18 protein-coding genes are annotated in these 18,803 nt (G+C 66.2%); 14 read left to right on the top strand and 4 right to left on the bottom strand.

All coding sequences use genetic code 11. From position 1 onward, the window contains the following. Positions 1–16: 16 nt before the first annotated feature. Positions 17–1,405, top strand: coding sequence for an isochorismate synthase MenF (locus tag KQ305_RS06730; protein ID WP_399230866.1), 1,389 nt, complete (start codon positions 17–19; stop codon positions 1,403–1,405). Here the strand turns inward: KQ305_RS06730 and gshB are convergent. Both gshB and KQ305_RS06720 read right to left on the bottom strand, forming a co-directional pair. Continuing rightward, positions 1,398–2,387, bottom strand: a complete 990-nt coding sequence (gene gshB / locus KQ305_RS06725) for a glutathione synthase (protein ID WP_259724646.1) — start codon at positions 2,385–2,387, stop codon at positions 1,398–1,400. The genes KQ305_RS06730 and gshB overlap by 8 nt on opposite strands. Then, positions 2,384–2,656: a glutaredoxin domain-containing protein gene (locus tag KQ305_RS06720; protein WP_399230863.1), complete on the bottom strand. Its 273-nt coding sequence runs from the start codon at positions 2,654–2,656 to the stop codon at positions 2,384–2,386. The genes gshB and KQ305_RS06720 overlap by 4 nt, the downstream gene beginning before the upstream one ends. 140 nt (positions 2,657–2,796) lie before the next feature. On the opposite strand from KQ305_RS06720, the gene prfB reads away from it, so the two are divergent. The 6 genes from prfB to KQ305_RS06690 all read left to right on the top strand — a co-directional run bounded on the left by prfB (position 2,797) and on the right by KQ305_RS06690 (position 6,626). After that, positions 2,797–3,922, top strand: a protein-coding gene (gene prfB, locus KQ305_RS06715) for a peptide chain release factor 2 (RefSeq protein WP_259724677.1) whose coding sequence is annotated in 2 segments (ribosomal slippage) — positions 2,797–2,871 and positions 2,873–3,922 — 1,125 coding nt in all. Because the reading frame shifts where the segments join, the coding sequence is not laid out codon by codon here. 23 nt (positions 3,923–3,945) lie between these two features. Continuing rightward, entirely contained in the window at positions 3,946–4,122 is a 177-nt protein-coding gene (locus tag KQ305_RS06710) for a DUF3285 domain-containing protein (protein WP_259724644.1), read from the top strand. 8 nt (positions 4,123–4,130) lie between these two features. Next, a complete protein-coding gene (gene ybeY, locus KQ305_RS06705) occupies positions 4,131–4,673 on the top strand; it encodes an rRNA maturation RNase YbeY (protein WP_259724643.1) in 543 nt (180 codons plus the stop codon). 68 nt (positions 4,674–4,741) lie between these two features. Beyond that, entirely contained in the window at positions 4,742–5,203 is a 462-nt protein-coding gene (locus KQ305_RS06700) for a diacylglycerol kinase family protein (protein WP_259724642.1), read from the top strand. Positions 5,204–5,212: 9 nt separating this feature from the next. Next, entirely contained in the window at positions 5,213–5,809 is a 597-nt protein-coding gene (locus KQ305_RS06695) for an aminodeoxychorismate/anthranilate synthase component II (RefSeq protein ID WP_259724641.1), read from the top strand. 43 nt (positions 5,810–5,852) lie between these two features. Beyond that, the gene (locus KQ305_RS06690) at positions 5,853–6,626 is read left to right on the top strand and encodes an MBL fold metallo-hydrolase (protein ID WP_399230842.1); all 774 of its coding nucleotides are present in this window, start codon (positions 5,853–5,855) and stop codon (positions 6,624–6,626) included. Positions 6,627–6,657: 31 nt separating this feature from the next. On the opposite strand, the gene KQ305_RS06685 is transcribed toward KQ305_RS06690, so the two are convergent. Continuing rightward, the gene (locus tag KQ305_RS06685) at positions 6,658–7,845 is read right to left on the bottom strand and encodes a histidinol-phosphate transaminase (protein WP_259724640.1); all 1,188 of its coding nucleotides are present in this window, start codon (positions 7,843–7,845) and stop codon (positions 6,658–6,660) included. A gap of 434 nt (positions 7,846–8,279) precedes the next feature. Here KQ305_RS06685 and KQ305_RS06680 point away from each other — a divergent pair, with 434 nt between their 5' ends. Both KQ305_RS06680 and speG read left to right on the top strand, forming a co-directional pair. Then, positions 8,280–10,112, top strand: coding sequence for a 4Fe-4S binding protein (locus KQ305_RS06680; protein WP_259724639.1), 1,833 nt, complete (start codon positions 8,280–8,282; stop codon positions 10,110–10,112). Between the two features lie 27 nt (positions 10,113–10,139). Next, a complete protein-coding gene (gene speG / locus KQ305_RS06675) occupies positions 10,140–10,715 on the top strand; it encodes a spermidine N1-acetyltransferase (RefSeq protein WP_259724638.1) in 576 nt (191 codons plus the stop codon). Here speG and argS read toward each other — a convergent pair. Continuing rightward, complete coding sequence (gene argS, locus KQ305_RS06670; RefSeq protein WP_259724637.1) at positions 10,666–12,471, bottom strand: arginine--tRNA ligase; 1,806 nt, start codon at positions 12,469–12,471, stop codon at positions 10,666–10,668. The genes speG and argS overlap by 50 nt on opposite strands. 12 nt (positions 12,472–12,483) lie before the next feature. On the opposite strand from argS, the gene KQ305_RS06665 reads away from it, so the two are divergent. From KQ305_RS06665 to KQ305_RS15340, 5 genes are all read left to right on the top strand, one after another. After that, complete coding sequence (locus KQ305_RS06665; protein WP_259724636.1) at positions 12,484–13,179, top strand: hypothetical protein; 696 nt, start codon at positions 12,484–12,486, stop codon at positions 13,177–13,179. Between the two features lie 293 nt (positions 13,180–13,472). Continuing rightward, a complete protein-coding gene (locus tag KQ305_RS06660; protein WP_259724635.1) occupies positions 13,473–14,210 on the top strand; it encodes a hypothetical protein in 738 nt (245 codons plus the stop codon). Positions 14,211–14,502: 292 nt separating this feature from the next. Beyond that, the gene (locus KQ305_RS06655) at positions 14,503–15,366 is read left to right on the top strand and encodes a hypothetical protein (protein WP_259724634.1); all 864 of its coding nucleotides are present in this window, start codon (positions 14,503–14,505) and stop codon (positions 15,364–15,366) included. Positions 15,367–15,902: 536 nt separating this feature from the next. Next, a complete protein-coding gene (locus tag KQ305_RS06650; protein ID WP_259724633.1) occupies positions 15,903–16,349 on the top strand; it encodes a hypothetical protein in 447 nt (148 codons plus the stop codon). A 913-nt stretch (positions 16,350–17,262) separates the two neighbouring features. Continuing rightward, positions 17,263–18,803: zinc-dependent metalloprotease family protein (locus tag KQ305_RS15340; protein WP_311134328.1), on the top strand; the 1,541-nt coding region annotated here is incomplete at its 3' end.

Genomic DNA, 18,803 nt, shown 5'->3' with positions numbered 1-18,803 from the left:
GTCCCGCGGCCCCTTGGTGCAGGCCCCTGCCAGCTTCCCCGCGCTGCTCTCGGCAGCCACCGCCGCCAGCCGGCGTCTGGAGGAGGAGGGAGTGCTCAGCCTGGCCCTGCCGATGGCCGCAATCGACCCGCTTGTGGCCCTGCCCCACCTGGGCGACAGCAACGATTTCCGCTTTCTCTGGGACGGCGCCCCGGGGCTCAGCATCGCCGCCGCCGGCGTCTGTAACGGCCTGGAGCTGAGTGGGCCGCGGCGCTTCGAGCTGGCCCAGCGTTTCAGCAGCCTGAGCCTGAGCCGCCTGGCCCGGGAAGCGGCCCACTGCCCTCCCCTGGCCAGGCCACGGGTGCTGCTGGCCTTCGCCTTCTTCGAGAGCCCCCTGCATGCCGGCACCGGCGCGGCGGGGGTGCAGGCCGTCCTGCCCAGCTGGCAGCTGGGCCGCCAGGGCCGCCATTGCTGGCTGCGACTGCAGCGAGCCCTCGGTGGCGGCATCACGGCCCGCAGCGTGGCCGAGGAGCTCTGGGACACCCGCCAGCGGCTCGAAACCCTGGGTTGGGCTGGGCACCCCGGTGCCGGCCAGGCCGCACCGGTGGGCATCGCCCACGGCTCCAGCTGGCAGGCGGGCTACCGCTCCGCCCTGGATCGGGCGCTGGAGCTGGTAGAGCAGGGCGAGCTGCAGAAGCTGGTGTTGGCGGTGCGCCAGCAGCTGGTGCTGGATGGGCCGCTGGATCCTCTCAGCCTGCTGTCGCATCTACGCCGCAGCCAGCCAGGCAGTTGCCGCTTCCTGTGGCAGCAATCGGAGCGGGAAGCCCTGGTGGGGGCCTCACCGGAACGGCTCCTCACCCTGCGGCAGGGCCAGCTGCGCAGCGATGCCCTGGCCGGCACGGCCCCGCTGGGGGAGCCGGCCGACGACCTGCTGCAGTCGCGCAAGGACCGCCACGAGCATGAACTTGTGGTGGAAACGATCACCGCCGTGCTGCAGAAGGCGGGCCTCGATCCACGCCGGCCGCGGCGGCCGCGCCTCGCCCGCCACGGCTCCCTGGTGCATCTGCACACCCCGATCACGGCTTCGCTGCGGGGCCAGGCCCCGCTGACCCTGGCCGAAGCCCTGCACCCCACCCCCGCGGTGGCGGGCCTGCCCCGGCGCGAGGCGATGGCCTGGTTGCGCAGCCTTGAGCCTTTCGAGCGAGGGCACTACGCCGCGCCGATCGGCTGGATCGACACCGAAGGCGACACGGATCTACGGGTGGCCATCCGCAGCGGCACCCTGCGGGGCCGCCAGTTGGAGCTGACCGCCGGGGCGGGGCTGGTGCGCGGATCCCACCCCGAACGGGAGCTGCAGGAAGTGGCGCTCAAGCTCGGGGTGCTGCAGCAGCAGCTCAACCTGCCGCTGGCCGCCGCCTTCAGCTGACCAGCAGGCGCTCGATGACCAGATCGGCCAGGGGGCGGCGTCCCAGTCGCTCCACCTCCCGCACCCCGGTGGGGCTGGTGACGTTGATCTCACTGAGCCTGCCGTCGATCACATCGATGCCGACGAAGAAGAGACCCTCGGCCCGCAGCACCGGGGCCAGCTCGGCGCAGATGCGCTGTTCCGTGTCGGTCAGATCGGCGGCGACGGGGGCACCACCCAGGGCCAGGTTGCTGCGGAACTCACCCGCCTTGGGTAGCCGGTTCACGGCGCCCAGGGGCTCCCCGTCCACCAGCAGGATCCGCTTGTCACCGGCACTGACCCCAGGCAGAAAGGCCTGGACCATCACGGGCAGGGTTTCCTGAAGGGTGACCAGTTCCAGCAGGGACCGCAGGCCGGCGGCCGCCGCCGTGACCCGCACCACCCCCTGGCCGGCCCGCCCCGCCAGGGGCTTGAGCACCACCTCCTCGTGGCCTGAGGCGAAGGCCGCCAGCTGCTCCACCCGCGCACTCACCATCGACGGGGCCATCAGATGGCTGAAACGCAGGGCGCCGAGCTTCTCGTTCCAGGCCCGCAGGGCCGCCGGCCGATTCAGGACGCGCACGCCGGAGGCTTCGGCCATCTCCAGCAGCTGGGTGGCGTACAGGTAGGCCTCATCGACGGGCGGATCCTTGCGCATCCAGATCCAACGGAAGTGATCCAGCGGCAGCTCGCGGGGCTCACCGGCCTCATACCAGGGCTCCGGCACGGTCCAGCCGTCCTCCGTCGCAGCCATCACCGCCAGCCGCAGGGGCTGGGCCCAGGCCCTGGGTCGATGGGCACCATCGTCCATTGCGGCGGTGGAAAGATCCGCCTGGGTGCAGACCCACACCGCCAGACCGGCCCGCTGGGCCGCCTGCATCAGGGCCACGCTGGAATCCTTGGCTGGCCGCAGTCGCGTGATCGGATCGACCACGAACAGCTGGGCCTCCCGATCGCGGCTCACGCGGCCAGACGCAGCAGGGCGGCCAGCTCGCCGGCAGCGTTCAGTTTCTGCAGTTCGACGTAGCCGCCGATGGCGATGCCGTCGATGAAGATCTGGGGAACGCTGGTGCGACCTCCCGTGCGCTTCATCATCACTTCCTTGTTGATTTCATCGTCGTCGATGATGAATTCGTTGTAGGTCACACCGAGCCTGTCCAGCAGGCCCTTGGCCCGGATGCAATCGGAGGAGAAGCGGAAGGTGTAGATCTCGACCTTGGCCGGCGGCTTCACCTCCAAGGCATCCTGCCCAGATTCCATTGGGGGGACACCTGGAATCTCCATCCGGCTTGTTCAGGATTGATTTCAACCAGCCTAGAGGGAGATCCCACGCCCCACCTGATACGGTCGTGGCACAAGATCTGCTGGCTGCGGTGCTCGACCTCACCGATTTCAAGCGCGACCTCTCCGAGCTCACCGACCGCCTGGGCCATGCCCAGGACTGTCTTTGACGTACCGGCCCTGAAAGCGCGTCAGCGGGATCTCGAGCAACTGGCCTCCCAGCCAGGCTTCTGGGACGACCAGCCCGTGGCGCAGAAGAAGATGCGTCAGCTGGATGACGTCAAGGCCCAGCTGGAGCAACTCTCCTCCTGGCGGGCCACCGTCAATGACGGCCAGGCCACGCTCGAGCTGTACGACCTGGAACCCGACGAGGAGTTACTGGCCGAGTCCAACGGCTCGCTGCAGTCGCTGCGCGCCGACCTCGACCGCTGGGAACTGGAGCGCCTGCTGAACGGCCCCTACGACAAGGAAGGCGCCGTGATCTCCATCAATGCCGGTGCCGGCGGCACCGACGCCCAGGACTGGGCCCTGATGCTGATGCGGATGTACACCCGCTGGGGCGAAGACCACGGCATGAAGGTGACCGTGGACGAGCTCTCCGAAGGGGAGGAGGCGGGCATCAAGAGCTGCACGATCGAGATCGACGGCCGCTACGCCTACGGCTACCTGCGCAACGAGAAGGGCACCCACCGACTGGTGCGGATCTCGCCCTTCAACGCCAACGACAAGCGCCAGACCAGCTTCGCCGGGGTGGAGGTGATGCCGAAGCTCGATGAAGACGTCAAGCTCGACATCCCCGACAAGGACCTGGAGGTCACCACCTCCCGCTCCGGTGGTGCCGGCGGCCAGAACGTCAACAAGGTGGAGACGGCCGTGCGCATCCTGCACATCCCCACCGGCCTGGCGGTGCGCTGCACCCAGGAGCGCTCCCAGCTCCAGAACAAGGAGAAGGCCATGGCCCTGCTGATGGCCAAGCTGCTGGTGATCGCCCAGGAGCAGCGCGCCTCCGAGATCGCCGACATCCGTGGCGACATCGTCGAGGCCGCCTGGGGCAACCAGATTCGCAACTACGTGTTCCACCCGTACCAGATGGTGAAGGACCTGCGCACCGCCCAGGAGACCACCGACGTGCAGGGGGTGATGAACGGCGATCTGGATCCCTTCATTCAGTCCCTGCTGCGCCAGGGTGTGGAGATCGCCGCCGACGCGGCCGCCTGATCCCCCTGAGCCAGCCCAATCCCATGCCGGAACCCACCACGCCGCAAGGCCAGGAGAGCCCCAGCTTCGTGAAGCTGGCCATGCGCAACATGGTGCGCAAGGGGCGCCAGAGCCTGGTCCACTTCGGCCTCACCGCCGTGGGTCTGTGCGGTTTCCTGTTGCTGATCGCCTGGCTGGGCCGGCCCAGCCTGCCCGGATGACGGCGGCGATGACAGCTTCAGCCGCAGGCCCGGCGCCGGAGATCGATCTGGCCTTCAGCCTGGAGCCGGGGGCCGATACCGGGGCCTCCACCGTCAGCACCCTGGTGGATCCGGCCCAGGCCGAAGCACTTTGGATGGCCCACCTCAGCGGCTGGCTCGCCCAGCTAGGGCCGGAGCTGCCGGCCCAGCTGCGGGCGGCCGGCTACAGCCTGGGGCTGCAGCTCTGCGACGACGCCACCATCGCGACCCTCAACCAGACCTGGCGCCACCGCAGCGGCCCCACCGACGTGCTGGCCTTCGCCGCCCAGGAGGAGGCGCCGCCGGTTCCGCAGGGTGAGGGCGAAGCCTGGCTGGAACTGGGCGACATCATCATTTCCCTCGACACGGCCGAGCGACAGGCCCGCGACGCCGGCCACGACCTCGAGGCGGAACTCCTGTTTCTGGCCAGCCATGGGCTCCTTCACCTGCTGGGCTGGGATCACCCCGATGAGGGCAGCCTTGCGGCGATGCTGGAGCGGCAGACGGCGCTGCTGCTGGCGTCGCCGTCCTGACAGAAGCGGTTTGCCGCGTCCATCGGCGGTAGTGTGCCGGATGTCCCTCCAACGGCGGTGCGATGCCGATGCTCGTTCCCGAGGAACAACCGCCGGCCCTGCGCGACGTGACCACTGACGTCCACCGGCGCGGCAGGCGCCTGCGGGTGGGGGCGTGGAAAGTGGCCGGCGACCTGCCGGCGAGCTTCCGCTATGCCGCCCAGGGCCTGGCCTATGGCTTCGCCAGCCAGCGCAACTTCCGTATCCACGTGTTCACCGGCCTGTTGGTGTTCGGCATGGGGTTGTGGCTGCGGCTGGCCGCCGACCGCCTGGCCGTGCTGGTGCTGACGGTGACCGCGGTGCTGGTGTTGGAGTTGCTCAACACCGCCACCGAAGCGGTGGTCGACCTGGCCATCGGCCGCCAGTTCCACCCCCTGGCCCGCATCGCCAAGGACTGCGCCGCCGCCGCCGTGCTCGTCGCCGCCCTCTCGTCGCTGCTGATCGCCCTGCTGCTGCTGGTGCCCCCTTTGCTGATCCGCCTCGGCGTCTAGACCGTCCCCATGCTCCTGGTCCTCGACAACTACGACAGCTTCACCTTCAACCTGGTGCAGTACCTGGGTGAACTGGCCGACGAACACCCCCTGGCCGCCGAGGTGCGGGTGGAACGCAACGACGCCCTCGACCTGGAGCAGATCCGGGCGCTCGAGCCAGCGGCGATTCTCATCTCCCCTGGGCCCGGAGATCCGGACCAGGCCGGGGTCTGCCAGGAGGTGCTTCGGGAACTCGGGCCCACCGTGCCGGTGCTGGGGGTGTGCCTGGGCCACCAGTGCCTGGCCCAGGTGTTCGGGGGACGGGTGGTGCGGGCCCGCGAGCTGATGCACGGCAAGACCTCACCAGTGCACCACCGGGGCGCGGGGGTGTTCGAAGGCCTGCCCGAACCCCTCACCGCCACCCGTTACCACAGCCTGATCGCCGAGCGCGACAGCCTGCCCGACTGCCTGGAGATCACCGCCTGGCTGGACGACGGCACGATCATGGGGTTGCAGCACCGGCAGCATCGCCACCTGCAGGGGGTGCAGTTCCACCCGGAGAGCGTGCTCACCCAGGCCGGCCACCAACTGCTGGCCAATTTCCTGCGCCAGGCCTCCCACTGCTAGTTTCTCGCCACAAGACGGGCCCGGTGGGGCCAGACACGACTCCATGGTTCACCCCACCCGCAGGTCTACGGCGCCGCTGCGCCGGACCACCACCACCGGCCTGAGCTTGGGGGTGGCTCTGGCCCTGGCGGCCGGGCTCTCCCTGCCTGTGCCGGCCATGGCCCAGAAGGGCGGCGGCGTCACGATCACCAGCCTGGGCCACAGCGCCCTGATGATCCAGGGGGGCGGCGCCCGGGTGCTGCTCAACCCCTTTCAGGCCGTGGGTTGCGCCGCCGGCCTCAGTGTGCCCCGGGTCAGTGCCGATGTGATCCTGGCCAGCAGCCTGCTGAAGGATGAGGGGGCCCAGGTGGCCAGCGGCAAGTTTCTGGTCAAGCCGGGCTCCTACCGCCTTTCCGGGCTGCAGATCGAAGGCATCGCCGCCCCCCACGACCGGGTCGGGGGCCGCCGCTTCGGCAACGCCACCCTCTGGCGCTGGCGCCAGGGCGGCCTCGACATCGCCCACCTCGGCGGCACCGCCGGCAGCCTCAGCCCCGCCGATCGCGTGCTGCTGGGACGGCCAGATGTGCTGATCATCGGCGTCGGCGGTGGGGGCAAGGTCTACACGGGCCAGGAAGCGGCCGAAGTGGCCCGGGAGCTGCAGGCCCGCCGGGTGATTCCTGTGCAGTACAACGGCGGCAAGCCGCCTGCCAACTGCGATCAGGGATCGGTGGAGCCGTTCCTGAAGGCGATGGCGGGTGCCACGGTGCGGCGCAGTGGCCGCTCGGTCAGCCTGGTGCCGCCCCTGGGGGACGGGATGGTGGTTGAGGTGTTGCGCTGAGCCCAGCCCACGGCGATGCCGGCCGCCAGGTTCAGCTGAGCTGCTCGACGGCCCGGTAGGCCTGCCAGAAGCACTCCATCTGCGGCGTGGTGCCGATGCTCACCCTCAGCGCACCATCGATCAAGGGTTTGCCCGCCATGGAGCGCACCAGGATGCCGGCCTGCTTCAGCCGTGCCTCCACCTCCGCCGTGGGGCCCTGCGGCCAGAGCAGCAGGTAATTGCCCCCGGCGGCGTGGTGGCGTACACCGGCCGCCCGCAACCGTTCCAGCAACCAATCACGGGCCCGCAGCACCTCAGCCACGTAGGCGTCCACATAGGCCTGGTCCGCCAGCGCCGCATGGGCAGCGGTGACCGCGAAGCTGTTGACGTCGTAGGGGCCGCAAACCCGGCTGACCCTCTCCACCAGGGCGGGGGCACCGATGGCGAAGCCGATGCGCAGGCCCGCCAGGCCGGCGGTCTTGGCCAGGGAGCGCATCACCAGCAGATTGGGAAAGGCAGCAAAGGCTCCATCGCCGCTGGTGACGGGCGTCGACGGGGACTGCTGCAGGCGCTGTTGCAGCTGTGGCAACACGCTGTCGCCGCTGAAGGCCTCATAGAGCTCATCCACCACCACCAGGGTGGCGGGCGCCGCCGCCGCCAGTTCGAGGATCCGCTCCGGCGCCAAGCGGGTGCCGGTGGGGTTGTTGGGATTGCAGACCAACAGGATCCGGGCCGGGGGGTCGGTGTCGAGGGCGGCGCGGATCTCGCTGAAGGGGAAAGCGAAGTCGGGCGACCGGTAGGGGATCGCCTCGATGGTCATCCCCTGCATGCGGGCACAGGGGGTGTAGTAGCCGAAGGTGGGGCTGGTGGTGAGCAGACGGTCGCCCTGGGCCGCGAAGGCGTGAAAGATGGCATGAAGCGCGTCATCGACACCGTTGAACAGACCGATGTGGCCTGGGCTCAGGCCCGTGCTGCCAAGCGAGGCCACCACCGCCTCCCGCAGACCGTCGTACTCGGGATAGATGGCGTAGTGATCGGCGGGAATGGCGCGGATCGCTTCCACCACCCGGGGGCTGGGCCCCACGGTGTTTTCGTTGAAGTCGAGACGCAACAGGTTGCGCCTTCCCTCGAGGGGAGCGCTGTAGGCCACCAGGGCTTCCACCTCGGGGCGGGCCCTTGGAGCGTTCCCGGCCGCCGATGCCGTGACAGGCGCCTGGGCATGGGAACGATCAAGGACCATGGCGTGGCGGCGGTTTTCCTGGAGGGGAGCCCAAGCTAGATGGGCTGCTGACCTCGACCATCGGCAGCCTGGCAGGAACGTCCGTTTCGGCCCGATGTGTCTGGATGTTTCCCAACCAGACACAGGACACCTCCGCTGGGCCGGGACCGAAGCCCCTGCAGCTTCCGTCTAGAGCAGGACCGGCCAGGGGTGGGATCCACGCAGCGAACGCGGCCGAAGCCAACGCCACGGCAGGCAACGGAATGCTGCCAGTTTCTGATGACCGGATGCGACCGGATCAAGACGCTGGTCTGGTCGTTCGAGTGCGGGCCTGAGATCTGCCAGATCCCCCCGCCCAGCCGGGACAGTCTGGAAACCGCGCGACAGCCAATTGGCACAACCGGAGAACTGGTCGGAGGACTTCTGCATAAGTTGCCATCGATTCTCTTCATGCCATGCAGATCTTCAGTTCATGGCCTGAGCGTCAGGCACAGATCATCCGTTGGCTGCTGTTGTCCGGCTGGATCTTTCTGATCGTCAGCCTGCTGGCCGGCATCGATCTTTATCCTTTTGACGTGAATCGTTGTGGCGGCAGTCCTGATTGTCATTCCCTCGAAGGCAATCAGATTTTCTGGGGCATGGTTGTGCCTGGCTGCCTGTTGCTTCTGGTGGTGTTCAGCCACGAACTCTGGCGCAGGATCTGTCCGCTCGCCCTGGTGTCCCAGCTGTTCCGGATTCTGGGGCTGCAGCGGACCGTGAGCGGACGGGGAGGCCGGCGCGAGGTGGCGAAGGTGGAGCCGGGGTCCTGGCTGGGCCGCCATCACGTTGCGCTGCAGTGGAGCCTGTTCATGGCCGGGCTGGCTCTGCGCCTGCTGCTGGTCAACAGCAACACCCTCGGGCTGGGTCTGCTGCTCCTGCTCACCGCGGTCGCCGCCCTGGGGGTGGGTTGGGCCTTTGGGGGCAAGGCCTGGTGCCAGTACGTCTGCCCCATGGGCCCCGTCCAGACGATCATCACCGGCCCACGCAGCTTCTTCGGCAGTCCGGCCCACATCGAGACCACCGCCAAAGTGACCCAGTCGATGTGCCGCACGGTGACCGACTCCGGCAAGGTCCGGAGTGCCTGCGTGGCCTGCCAGACCCCCTGCATCGACATCGACTCGGAGCGCAGCTACTGGTCGTCGCTGAAGGGCAAACGGGGCCTGAACTGGGCCTGGGGGTCCTATCCCGGCCTTGTGCTCGCCTTCTTCCTGATCATCAAGCTGGAATCCCGTGGCGGGCTCGACTACCTGCGCAGCGGCATGTGGGCCTACGACAACGAGGTGACGGAATACGCCTGGAGCCCCCTCGTGACGGGCCCATGGATCCCCGCCGTGCCCCGCCTCATGGCGATTCCGGTCCTGCTGGTGCTCGCGGCCTGGATCTCGGTGATACTGCAGCAGTGGCTGCAGCAGCTGCAGCAGCGGCAACTGACCCCGGACTTCGGGAAGCGGGCCCAGGAGATCGCCATCCATCGCACACGGCTGCTGGCCTCGTTCCTGGCCGTGAACATCTTCTTCTGGTTTGCCGATCCCACCATCGGTCTCCTGGGGCCGGCCGGCGGGCAGGTGATCCGTTCCGTCGCTCTGATCGTGAGCGGCATGTGGGTGCACCGTGGCTGGTATCGCGAACGGGCCACCTATCTGCGGGAAAGCACCAGTGCCAGCCTGCGCAGGCAACTGGAGCAACTGATTCCCGACCTCTCGCCCTATCTGGACGGCCGCTCGATCGATGAGCTGAGTGCCGCCGAAGTGTTCACCCTGGTCAAGGTGCTGCCGGCCCAGGTCAGTCAGACCAAGCGAAGCCTCTACAAGGGGGTGATGGCGGAGCTGTTGGTTTCGGGTCGGTTGGAGCAGGCCACCGCCCTGGTGCAACTGGAGGAGCTGCGCCAATCCCTGAAACTGGACGACGACGACCACTGGGCCGCGATCCAGGAACTGGCCCTCCAGGACCGGCGAATTCTGGAACTCACAGGCCAGCAGAGGGAAATTCGCAGCCTGCGCCAGGAAGCCGCCCAGGAGGCCATGCTCGAGCTGCTGCGGTTGACGCGATTGGACGATCTCCAGCAGCTCCTGGCAGACCCCCACTTCCGTGGCAACCTCAGCAGGATTCGCAGGGACTTCCTACTGGATGAGGCCAGCTGGCAGGACCTGATCGACAGCATCGGCCCCCGTTCCGATCGGGCCTGGAACACGCGCAGAGCAGCCATCACGACCGGTGAGCAGGCGGCCTGCGCCAGCGGGCAGCATTAGTCTGGCCATGGCTGATCAGAGTGTTCGGTGGCGAGTACAGAACTGGCCCTGCGTGCCCTGGAGCGGGGCGACCTGCGGTTCATTCACGACCAGGTGAACAACAGGAGCGTGATGGCCTATTGGTTTGAAGAACCCTATGAGTCCTTCGACGAACTGGAAGAGCTGTACAGCCGCCATATTCACGACAACGCCGAACGTCGCTTTGTCGTCGAGAACAAGGACAAGGAATTGATCGGCCTGGTGGAGTTGATCGAGATTGATTACATTCATCGCCGGGCTGAATTCCAGATCATCGTGGCCCCTGCCCACCAGGGCAAAGGCTTCGCACGCTTCTGCGTCCATAAAGCTCTCGACTACTCCTTCACCATCCTGAACCTGCACAAGATCTACCTTTCCGTGGCCGTCGACAATGCCAAGGCGCTGCACCTCTATGAGCAATGCGGCTTTGTCGAAGAAGGCCACCTGGTGGGTGAATTCTTCATCGAAGGCCAGTACCGCGACGTCAAACGCATGTACATCCTTCAGGAGGATTATCTGGCCAGATCAGCCAGCATCACATCCGCTCCAGGGTGGGGATTCCCAGCAGGCCCAGGCCCAGCTTGAGGGTGTCGGCGGTGAGGCGGCAGAGGGCCAACCGCGATCCGCGGGCGGGTTCGGCGGCCTTCAACACGGGCACCTGGTCGTAGAAGCGGTTGAACACCTGGGAGAGCTCGAAGAGGTAGCTGCACAGCCGGTTGGGCAGCAGTTCCTGCTCCACCTCAAGGATCACCGCGTCGAACTGCAGCAACTGGCGGACCAGTGCCCACTCCTGGGATTCGCCGAACACCAGGGGCGCGGGGAAGGCGGAGCCGGCGGCATCGGCACCACCCTTGCGCGCGATCCCGGCGATCCGCACCACCGCATAGAGAAGGTAGGGGGCGGTGTTGCCGCTGAGGGCCAGCATGCGATCGAAGCTGAACTGGTAGTTGGTGATCCGGTTGGTGGACAGATCGGCGTACTTCACCGCCGCCAGGCCCACGGTGGTGGCAACCTCACGGATGAAGGCCCCGTCTTCCTGGCGCTCTTCCTCGGCCAGACGGCGGCGCAGGTCGGCCTCGCAGCGCTCCACCGCCTCATCCAGCAGCTCCTTGAGCCGCACGGTGTCGCCGGAACGGGTCTTGAGCTTCTTGCCGTCCTCCCCCTGCACCAACCCGAAGGGCACATGCTCGAGGCGGCCGCCCTCGGGGATCCAGCCAGCCCGGCGCGCCACCTGGAACACCCCGGCGAAATGGCTGGCCTGGCCGGCGTCGGTCACGTAGATCACCCGGCGGGCCCCATCGCCTGCGGGGGGCCCGGCGAAGCGATAACGGATGGCAGCCAGGTCGGTGGTGGCGTAGTTGAAGCCGCCATCGCTCTTGCGCACAATCACCGGCGGGGACTGGCTGGCCGTGCCGTCCTTCCCCTCAAGGAACACACACTGGGCGCCGCCATCACTGACCAGCAGGCCCGCGGCGGCCAGGTCGGCCACCACTGCCTCCAGGTAGGGGTTGTAGAAGGACTCGCCGCGCTCGTCGAGGCGGATGTCGAGGCGGTCGTAGAGGCGCTGAAACTCGCGGCGCGACTGATCGCAGAGCAGTTGCCAGGCCTTGCGGGACACCGGGTCCCCCCCCTGCAGCTTCACCACTTCTTCGCGCGCGGTGGCCTGGAAGGCCTCGTCGGTATCGAAGCGGGCCTTGGCCTGGCGGTAGAAGGCCACCAGGTCGCCCAGGTCGACGGCGTCGGCGGTGTCGAGGGCCTCGGGGGCCACCTGCTTGAGGTGGGTGATGAGCATGCCGAACTGGGTGCCCCAGTCGCCCACGTGGTTGAGCCGCAGCACCGGATGGCCGCGGAACTCCAGCACCCGCGCCAGGGCGTCGCCGATGATCGTGGAGCGCAGGTGGCCCACGTGCATCTCCTTGGCGATGTTGGGGCTGGAAAAATCCACCACCACCGGGGCGCCGCCGCCGGCCACGGCCTCCACCCCCAGCCGGGGATCCTCCAGGCAGCGAGCCACCTCCACGGCCAGCACCTCGGGCCGCAGGGTGAGGTTGATGAAGCCAGGGCCGGCGATCTCCGGCGGCAGGCACAGGGCAGAGACGGCGGGGTCGGCCTTCAGCTGGGCCACGATCGCCGAGGCAATCGCACGGGGGGCCAGGCGCAGGGGCCGGGCCAGGGCCAGGGCGCCATTGGCCTGAAAATCACCGAACTCCGGCTTCGACGCAGGCCCGAGCTGGGGATCCAGCGGCGTGCCGGCCTCCCGGGCGGCGGAAGCGGCCTCGGGAAACGCGCTCTCCAGGGCCCTCTGCAACAGGATGTTCAGGGCGTGGGCGAGGCGCAGCATGGGGCGAAACCGATGAAACGGCAGACGGGGGCCGTGATCATCCTCCCTGGCGGACCTGAGGGGCCGGTGGGGCCGGCCGTTCCCGTCTCCCTTGCGTTTCTGCTGATCGTTCCCCTGCAGATCCATGCCGTCTGGCGGTCGTATCAGCTCTCCAATGCCGTCGCCGAGCAGCAGCAGGCCAGAACCATCAAGCAGGCCACCGAAAAGGAGGAGCTGCAACGGCGGCTTCTGGCGCTGCAGCGTCCAGATCTGCGCATCGGGCTGGACCCCTCGCGCTTTCCGACGATCCCCCTGCCGGCCCTGAAGTGGCAACTGCTCAGCCAGCTCGATCAGGCGGAGGGACAGGTCAAGGGGAGGTTCGCGCCCATCGATCCCGCCACGGCTGATCGCATCACGCTGGAAAGCCTGCGGGTCATGGTCTCGTCGACCTCCTTGGCAGCCGGCTTCGCCGACTATACCCAGCCCAAAAATCAGCTGGGCCCTTCCTGGTCGAGTGGCCGTCCCTGCTGGATCGCCAGACCAGGGGGGGGCCAGAGCTGCGCGGCCATCCCCTTCCAGAAGTCCGCCGCCAAACGCGCAGAGGAGTTCTGTCCCTCCCTGGCTCCCCCGGAAGAGGATCCTTGCCCAGGTCCCAAGTCATTTGCGATGCAACCCAGGCGGATCGCGGCTGTCTTCGCCCAATTCGGGAGGGTCGACACCGGCCGGTGAAAATCAGCGAATGCTCACCGGAGCCGCCAGGGCCCGGCGCGCTTCCCCTGAATCGCCCTGTGCCGCAAGGGCGCCGGGGCCTCCGCCCCCCTGCCTCGATCGCGGCCGCTGGCGCCGGAGGCCCGTGAAAAGGCCGCTGTGGTGAATCCATTGTCAAAAACCACTCACCATCTGCTAAGGTTTTGGTGAAAGCAGTCTGAAAGCTGATCCGGCTCCCCTCCATGATGCGATCTCTTCTGGCTCCGCTCGTCTCCCTGGCAGGGGCGTCGGTGTTCATGGGTGGCGGATCGGCCATGGCCGCCACCAGCAGCTTCATCGTCGATCTGAATAAGTCGTTCGGAGACAGTTATACGGGCGTCACTGGTACGATGGACTTTCTTTTTGGTGACGCAGGGGATTCGAACGCCAATACTTATACGCTCGATCTGACCATCAAGAATACGTCCGGAGCTCCCATCACCTCTTCGTCCATAACGGGTTTCGCCTTCGACACCCCCACGGGAGTTAGCGCCTTCACATATAATCGCAACGGCACAAATTTCTATAAAGCCGACGACAGCTTGACGATCTCTCCGGCGCCATTCTTCACTTTCTGTGCCAGCACGGACAATAACATCAACAATGGCACAAACTGTGGATCGGGCGTTGTCGCTAGTGGCCTAGCCAATGGCCAATCGGCCACTGTCAAGTACGCCTTCAACTTTGCGGGTACCAGCCCAGAAGTCGGTGACGTCTCCAACGCCTTCTTCAACCTGTTCGACGGGCTGGTCCTCGCCACTCCTCTAAACCAAAACAAGGTTGTTAACAACACAGTGGTGCTGGCCGCCCGATTCCAAGGGATCAATTCCGCCACCGAAAACGGCGGAAGCGACAAGGTCACCGGCAAACCACAAACCAAGCCAGACGGTGGTCCCGGAGATGCGGTGCCAGGCCCCCTGCCGGTGCTCGGAGCTGCTGCGGCCTTCGTCCAGAGTCGCCGACTGCGTCGGCGTCTGGCCGCAGCGCGTTCTGCACAGCAGAATCCTGGCTGATCCTCGGCATCCGAACGACGCCCTTCTGCCCCCTTCACGACCCCCCGTGCCACTAACACTGGCCCGGGGGGTTCCCTTGTTGGCCCGTCCCAACCTGATGCGCCCGCTGCCGATCCGTCCCCCCGTCGACCCGGGATGTGGCTGCTTGCCATGGCTCAAGCCAGACTGTCCTCTCGCCTGCTGCTGTCATCCGACCTGACAGGGTGAACAGCTGAGCACGGTGCAGGGGGTCTCTCGCCCCTCCTCACGGCCAACCCAACCCAGCCCAGTCCATTGCTACCGGCGCCAGACCATGGATGAGTCTTCCGAGTTCAAGGGCTACGAAGCCTCCATCCTTGCTGACAGGCTGAGCCTCTTTTCCCTGGCCCTCCTGATCCTCTACGTCGCGGCGGCAGTAGCGGGACTTCTGCCCCCGGCCTTGTTCAACACCGCATGGCAGCTCAGGGCCATCCGCACGATCCTGGACTCCGCCTTCCTTCCTCTGCTCGCGCTTGGGCTGCTGCATCTCGCCGCCTACCTGGATCCACAGAACCTGACGCTTCAGAACCGGCGCGAACTGGCGGCACGCTTGGCGATCCTGGCGGTGCTCGGGTTCCTGCTGTTCATTCCCCTGCAGGTGACCGCCGCATGGAGAACGGTGGCGGCGGGTGACGCTAATGCATCACGTCAGATGGCCCGGGCCAACGATACCTTCAACATCCTCCGCGACATCATCCTGCAGGCCCCCAGCCTCGACGACCTGCAGCAGCGCCTCGACAACCAGGAGAGCCGCGGCGTGCGCCTCAACCTGGAAGAGAAAGGAGTCTCACTTGAGCAGACTAAAAAAGAGCTCCTCGAGCAACTGGTCGTCGTGCGGGATGCCGTCATAGCCCGTGTCAGCAAGCCGGATCGGCAGGCGAGCGAAGCGTTGGCGCGCGAGACCGTCAGGGTGGTGATCTCCTGCCTGGCCCTGGCCCTGGCCTTCTCCGCCGGGGCGCAGCGCAAGGGGAGCACGGTGCCGCTGCTGGTGGAATGGCACACCTTCTGGGTGATGCGGGGCGTCCGCTTGGGCAACCCTCAGGATCGGCCGACCAACGGCTTTTCGCTGGGGGCCCCGGAGGATGACTACCTCGAGCAACTCCTGCCGGCGGAGGACGAGCCGCCAGCCCCGCGCTGAGGAGGGAACGGCCCACATCACCGACTGCTTCCCCGCCTCGGAAATGGAAGAGACCCGGTCCTCCGCCTGTCCAGTGCGCTGCCGCGCCCTTCGGCTTGAAATGTAAAATCATTCTGGTTCTCGGATGCGCGGCAGACGGCTCGCAATCCGACCACAACCAGCCCCGAGAAGCACAAAGAACAACGACGAGTAAATGTTGGTTCAGCCATCACATGGCGGCGTGATCAGCTTGACCGCACTATCAATTCTTCTCTCCTAAGGAGGGTCTTTTTTCAGTATTCGATTGAACGATTGACATCCATGGCCATCAATCGAATGGGGCACCAGTCACAAGCGGTCACACATTCAACACCTATTCGGTTGGCAGACTGGCAACATCTCTCGCCTGGCAATGAAGCCATTACGGGAAAGTTCAGCATCCCGAATCTGCATCGTTTCGTGAAGCCCCCCTTCCACCCGATTGACATCCAGGCGACAGGCTCTGGGGGACATCTCCCAGGCCACCCAGGCGCCGCGATGGACCCAAGGCTGTCCTGATGGCCGGCACCAAGGAATACAGAACCTCCGATACGGCGATCCTCGCCCATCGGCTACAGGAGACCATCACGACACCCACCAGCCTCGACCTCCTTGAGGCTCGCCTCCAGGAGGTGAGGCAGCAGGTGGAGGCCAGGATTCAGGCCCCTGCCCCCCAGGCCATCGAGGGCCCTATACGGGACAGCCTCCGCGTGATGCTCTCCTCCTTCGCCCTGGCCATCGCTTTCGCCATGGGCGCCCAGCGCAAGGGACAGGATGTGCCCCTGCTGGTGGAATGGCACACCATGCTGAGCCTCCGAGGCCCGCAGTCAGCGAACCCCACTGGCGGGGGCCTGCGTGGCCTGCCCCTTCCCGGCCTGTCTGCCCCTTCTGAGGAAGAGTATTTTTCCCAGCTGGTGCCCGAAGAAGACGACACCTCGGAAACAGGGGTGCCCCCTCCCCCCTGAGACCTTGCCTGTCGGTCTCCTGGCTGGCACCATCCATGCAAGACAACGGCCAAAGCAGGCAAGAGCCAAACTCTGCACATGGGTTGCAGAGTTGCATCAATGCTTAATGGCGCTTAGGCCGTTGATGCGCAGACCCTCAGCCTGCGGACAGGCTTTACATAGGGTTACAAGGGACAGGCCAGAAACGGTCAGATCCCTTGGTGCAACAGCATTTCTTCCCTCTCCTTCCCCTCTTGTCGTCCCGGTCCGAAGCCCAGAACGGCCCGGAGGTGGGCTGAGCGTGATCGTCCTGACCAGCCCGCATGGCGGCCGTTACAAAGATTCTTGAGTCCGAACGCACAGGACTGCCGGTGAAAACCTAAGGCCTTGCTCAGCCTCGGGCATGAAACTCTCCCCCTGATTTGGGCCTGAGCACAAAGACAGCAAGGCTGCTTCACAACGATGATGAGTTCGGGGGAAAAGGGTTCCCTTCCATCACCACCCCCCCGCAACAAAGTCAATCCCCCCAGTGCCCTGGGTGCCATGACTTTGAAGATGTCTTGGAGACTCCATCTGACAACAGTTGGAAGCTCTGGACGCGGATGGACTTTGCCTGCTGTTTGCCCCTCTGATCACCATGACTTACACCACAAAGGCAGGGGGCCAGACATCGCCTTCCTTCCTCTTCCCAGAGCTCTCCAACCAAGCGAAGCGTTCCGTCGATACAACCCTGTCCCTTCTTACTGACGCCCCCGCAGCGGCAGCGGAAGCATCCAGCCCGCTGATCACAGCTGTTCTGGCCACCACCAAGGCCTCACAACCTCCACCAGCCGAAGCCACGCGCGGGTCACTGGAATCCAGCTATCTGGCGCCAAGCAGCCAGGGGGCCGTCTTCCAGAAAGGTGTCGCTATCTCCGCCACCCCAGATGTGGTGATGGACAGCCATCAGGTCCTGAGCGATTCCCTGCCCGGGGCGGCAACGGCCACCACGGGGCCCAGCTGCGGCTGCAGGGCCTGCAGCGTCCTGGCGGTCACCAACGGTGACGGCGCCGCCGCCTGGGACACCACCACCGACCAGGCTCCCCTGGTGCTCAATGGCCTGGTCACCCTCGGTACGGGGGTGAATCTGAGCAAGGTGTTTCAGCTGCACAGCAACCCAACAGCCACGAAGACGATCTTTCTCGACTTCGACGGCTATGCCATCAACAACACCCCCTGGGAGAACGGCGGCAACCTGAAACTGAAGGGTTTCTACACCACCTTTGATACCACCGCACTCACGGAGATCCAGCATATCTGGCAACGGGTGGCCGAGGACTTCGCACCCTTTAATATCAACGTCACCACCCAGGATCCCGGCACCGAAAACCTGCGCAAATTCGGCACCGGAGATGACCGCTGGGGCATCCGCGTTGCCTTCACCAGCAACCTCAACCTGCTCACCGGCAATGTCATCGCCAACGCCGGCGGTGGCGGTACGGCCTACTACAACAGCTTCAACTGGAGCACCGATGACGTGGCCCTGGTGTTCAACAGGGGCGAATACACGGCCGCAAACACCGCCAGCCACGAAGTGGGCCATGCCCTCGGCCTCACCCATGACGGGGCCGGCACCAACACCGACTACTACGGCGGCCATGGCGGCACCGGCCCTACCAGCTGGGCCACCCTTATGGGCGCTCCCTGGCTGGGCAACGACGAAAATCTCACCCAGTGGAGCAAAGGCCAGTACACCGGCGCCAACAACACCCAGGACGACCTCGCCACAATCACCACCGGCAACGGCTTCACCTACGCCGCCGATGACCATGGCAGCGGCTTCGCCACCGCGACAGCCCTCACCGGACTGACCTTCAGCAGCTTCGGCATCATCGAGCAGAACACCGACGTGGACATGTTCCGCTTCGATACCGGAGCCGGTCTGGTGTCCTTCAACATCGTCAACGCTTCCAGGGCGTTCACCAACAGTGCCGGTGTCTACACCACCGAATACCTCGCCGCCCGCGGCGCCAACCTGGACATCGCCGCGACCCTCTACCGGGCCGACCAGAGCATCGTCCAGACCTTCAACCCGGCCGATCTCACCACGGCCAGCTTCTCCATCAACCTCGCCGCCGGCACCTACTACCTCGGGATCGATGGGGTGGGCTTCGGCACTCCTCTCGCCAGCACCCCCACGGGGTACACCGATTACGCCAGCCTCGGCCAGTACATGGTGAGCGGCACGGTCCAATCCGCCACCAGCACCCCACCTCCAACCACGACCCCGCCGCCGACCACGACCCCACCTCCGACCACGACCACCACCGTCCAGATCATCGATCCCAACGGCGACGTGCAACTGCTCCGCGACAACATCACTGATCTGGTGTCGGTTCAGATCAACGGCGTCAGCTCCGCGGTCCGCTTGAGCGGCACCCAGATCAAGGCCAGCCAATTCGCCGACAGGCAGATCCTCGCCGCGGAAACCAACGC

Origin of the sequence: Synechococcus sp. CS-1332, from assembly GCF_025127995.1 — a bacterium.
Lineage (GTDB): Bacteria > Cyanobacteriota > Cyanobacteriia > PCC-6307 > Cyanobiaceae > Cyanobium.
The sequence above is the reverse complement of the archived record's forward strand: the minus strand, read 5'-3'. Positions and strand labels throughout refer to the sequence as shown.

Coding starts and splice junctions, on each gene's coding strand:
- KQ305_RS06665 (WP_259724636.1), top strand. CDS start 12,484: ATGAAACGGCAGACGGGGGCCGTGATCATCCTCCCTGGCGGACCTGAG.
- KQ305_RS06680 (WP_259724639.1), top strand. CDS start 8,280: ATGCAGATCTTCAGTTCATGGCCTGAGCGTCAGGCACAGATCATCCGT.
- ybeY (WP_259724643.1), top strand. CDS start 4,131: ATGACAGCTTCAGCCGCAGGCCCGGCGCCGGAGATCGATCTGGCCTTC.
- argS (WP_259724637.1), bottom strand. CDS start 12,471: ATGCTGCGCCTCGCCCACGCCCTGAACATCCTGTTGCAGAGGGCCCTG.
- KQ305_RS06695 (WP_259724641.1), top strand. CDS start 5,213: ATGCTCCTGGTCCTCGACAACTACGACAGCTTCACCTTCAACCTGGTG.
- KQ305_RS06710 (WP_259724644.1), top strand. CDS start 3,946: ATGCCGGAACCCACCACGCCGCAAGGCCAGGAGAGCCCCAGCTTCGTG.
- KQ305_RS06700 (WP_259724642.1), top strand. CDS start 4,742: ATGCTCGTTCCCGAGGAACAACCGCCGGCCCTGCGCGACGTGACCACT.
- KQ305_RS06685 (WP_259724640.1), bottom strand. CDS start 7,845: ATGGTCCTTGATCGTTCCCATGCCCAGGCGCCTGTCACGGCATCGGCG.
- KQ305_RS06655 (WP_259724634.1), top strand. CDS start 14,503: ATGGATGAGTCTTCCGAGTTCAAGGGCTACGAAGCCTCCATCCTTGCT.
- KQ305_RS06690 (WP_399230842.1), top strand. CDS start 5,853: ATGGTTCACCCCACCCGCAGGTCTACGGCGCCGCTGCGCCGGACCACC.
- KQ305_RS06660 (WP_259724635.1), top strand. CDS start 13,473: ATGGCCGCCACCAGCAGCTTCATCGTCGATCTGAATAAGTCGTTCGGA.
- KQ305_RS06650 (WP_259724633.1), top strand. CDS start 15,903: ATGGCCGGCACCAAGGAATACAGAACCTCCGATACGGCGATCCTCGCC.